At 75.1% G+C, this 2,839-nt stretch carries 4 protein-coding genes; all 4 read right to left on the bottom strand.

Annotated elements, in window-relative coordinates:
* Positions 1-520, bottom strand: a 520-nt coding sequence (locus tag ACY45C_RS11590; protein ID WP_462187620.1) for a glycosyltransferase, incomplete at its 3' end; no start/stop codon positions are given.
* A complete protein-coding gene (locus ACY45C_RS11595) occupies positions 520-1,587 on the bottom strand; it encodes a glycosyltransferase family 9 protein (protein ID WP_462187621.1) in 1,068 nt (355 codons plus the stop codon). The genes ACY45C_RS11590 and ACY45C_RS11595, both read right to left, overlap by 1 nt.
* Positions 1,584-2,150 carry an HAD-IIIA family hydrolase gene (locus ACY45C_RS11600; protein WP_462187622.1) on the bottom strand — a complete coding sequence of 189 codons (567 nt, stop codon included), beginning with the start codon at positions 2,148-2,150 and terminating at the stop codon, positions 1,584-1,586. The genes ACY45C_RS11595 and ACY45C_RS11600 overlap by 4 nt, the downstream gene beginning before the upstream one ends.
* A 128-nt stretch (positions 2,151-2,278) precedes the next feature.
* A partial coding sequence (locus ACY45C_RS11605; RefSeq protein ID WP_462187623.1) for a glycosyltransferase family 9 protein occupies positions 2,279-2,839 on the bottom strand: 561 nt, incomplete at its 5' end.

Genomic DNA, 2,839 nt, shown 5'->3' on the forward strand with positions numbered 1-2,839 from the left:
GGAGCTGGTCGACGTCGCCGACGAGCCGCTGTTCGATGGCGACGCGTTCCGGCGGTGAGGTGTCCTTGCGGCTCTGGTGGCGGCGTTTCACCACGCCCAGGGCGTGCATCGTGAGCACCACCGGGATGCCCAGCGGCCGGGCGGCCCGCAGCGCGGCGAGCCCGGACATCCAGAAGTGCGCGTGGACGACGTCGGGACGGCACCGTCGCCACTGCTCGTGCAGGTCGGCGGCGAAGTCGTCCATGTAGGGGAGAAGTTCGTCTTTAGGAACGAATCTGGCGGGACCGGCACGCACATGGTCCACCTGGACGCCTTCCCCGCGCCTGACGCGGCGCGGCAGGTCGGGGTCGTCCCGGCGGGTGTGCACGATGACGTCGACCTGCCGGCGGGCCAGGGCATCGGCCAGCGAGGCGACGTGGATGTTCTGCCCGCCCGCGTCGACACCGCCGAGTGCCGCGAGCGGGCTGGCATGCTCGGAAACCATCGAGACCTTCGTCGAGACCTTCGTCGGGACCTTCATCAAGGGGCCTCCAGGACCTCCTGCCGGGCGGGGGGAACGGTGACGACGGGGAAGGCGAGAACCGTCTCCACGGCGTCGACGACCTCGTCGGGTTCGACGGTGTTCAGACAGGGATGGCCGGGCACCGGGCAGTCCCGGGCCCGGCATCCGGCGCAGCCGATCGCCTGGTCGCCGAGCAGGACGTGCCGGGAGGTGTAGGGCCGCCACCGTTCGGCCGGCACCGTCGGGGCGAACAGGGAGACGATCGGGGTGCCGACCGCGGCGGCGAGATGCGCGGGGCCGGTGTTGCCGACGACCACCGCGCCGGCCCGCTCCAGGACGCCGGCGAGGCCCGCCAAGTCCGTGCGCCCGCCGAGGTCATGCACGCCGGGCAGGCGGCCGGCCGCGGTGGCGGTGAGCCCCACCTCGTCGGGTCCACCGGTCACGACGGCCCGGTGTCCCCGGCCAGTCAGCCGGCGCACCACCACCGTGAACCGCGGCGGGTTCCAGCGTCGGGCGGCCACCGAGGCGCCCGGATGCAGGACGACGTACGGCTCCGGGCCGATCAGGGGGGTCGGGTCCGGCAGCGGCCGGCGGACCGCGAGCAGCCCGTCGTCCTCGTCCGGTAGCCGGTAGCCGAGCGCCGCCGCGGTCGACAGGGCTCTGGTGACCTCGTGCAGCCCCGTCTCGGGCAGGTGGTGGCGGACGTCGAGCAGCGTGCCGGGGTAGTCCTCGCTCACGGCGGCGATCCGCCCGACGCCGGCCATCCGCAGCAGCAGGGCCAGCGGCAGCGGATTCTGGTGGAACGAGGTGAGGATCAGCGCGTCGTCGAGGCGACCGGCGGCCAGCCGGTCGACGAGGCCGTCGACGTCGTCGCGGCGCACCGGTGGCGGGCTCGCGTCGATCCAGGGGCAGCGCCAGACGACAACCTCGTCCACTCCGGGCAGCAGCTCGGCAGCCGCCCGCCCGCGGGGGCCTACGAGCAGGGTCACGTGCGCCGCGGTCGCGGCCACCGCGCGGATCGCTGGACCGGACAGCAGGACGTCGCCGTCGCTGTCGAGGCGCGCGACGAGCACCCGGGCGGTCATCGCCGCACCGCCCCCGCCGCTCCTCCCGTCCCCCCTGCCGTTCCCGCCGGTCCCCCCGTTCCCGCCGCTTCGAGGAGGAGGTCGACGGCGCCGAGCAGATCGGCGGCCACCTCGGGCGCCGCGGCGACCTCGTCCGCGCGGGTGACCGCCGTCGGCACCAGCACGCCCCGGGCGCCGGCCGCCGCGGCGGCGGCCATGTCCGCGCCGATATCGCCGATGAACGCGCAGTTCCGCGGCGCCACGCCGAGTGCGGCGGCCGCGGCGAGGAGCAGCGCCGGGGCAGGCTTGCGGCACGGACAGCCCGCGTCCGGCGCATGGGGGCACACGAACACCGGCCCCAGACCGCCCAGCAGATCGTCGAGCCGCCGGTTGACGGCATGGACGTCGTCGAGGGCGAGCAGACCGCGCCCGACGCCGCTCTGGTTGGACACCACGGCGGTCGGGATGCCGGCCCGCCGCAGGCGCCGCAGGGCCGCCGCCGCCGTCGATACGGGGACGACCCGTCCGGGATCGCCGTTGTAGGGGATGTCGATGCACAACGTCCCGTCCCGGTCGAACAGCACCGCTTTCGGCAGGGTCCGGCGCCCGGCGGCCGCGTGCGTGTCCGCGCTCAGGGGGGGAAGCGCCGTCGACGGCGCGGATCTGTTCAGCCACGAGACGAGGGCTGCCCCGAGGAGCGCGGAGAAAACTACTACTCTGGGTAACAGGGAGGATGGCAGGGACTGGATGATCGGGTTCTTCTTCCCGGTGGCGGGGGCCGAAGATCCACCGTCCGGGCCGATGCCCGGCCCGGCGTTCGGGCCGAAACCGCCTCGCCCACGACGGCGGTCGTGAGGTCCCTCATGCAGGCCGGACCGTCGGCCGAGAGCGGGCATCGCGCCGTCCACCAGCAGTCCTGTTCGGTGATGGACAGCGGTCGTCGGACCGGGCAGTCTGGCAGTCCCTGCAGGTCCATCCCGCCCGGATCGCCGCCTTGCCGGGACGCCGCGATGCCGTAGCGGGCGGCCGGGCTCGGGCCGAACAGCGCCACCGTGCGGGCGCCGACGGCAGCGGCCAGGCGCACCGGCCCGGTATCCCCGCCGACCACGACGCCGCCGCGCGCGCCGACGGCCGCGCACAGCCCCGCGAACCCCCGCAGCGGCAGCGGGGAGGCTATGGGCACCCTGGGCACGGCCGTCCCGGCCCCGGACGCGTGTGGCTGCAGGACCGGATGCCCGCGCGCCGCGAGCAGCCGGGCGAGATCGGTCCACCG

Source organism: Frankia sp. CcWB2 (assembly GCF_977927585.1).

Excerpts from the sequence above, each read along its gene's own strand:
- ACY45C_RS11595 (WP_462187621.1), bottom strand. The coding sequence starts at position 1,587 with ATGACCGCCCGGGTGCTCGTCGCGCGCCTCGACAGCGACGGCGACGTC.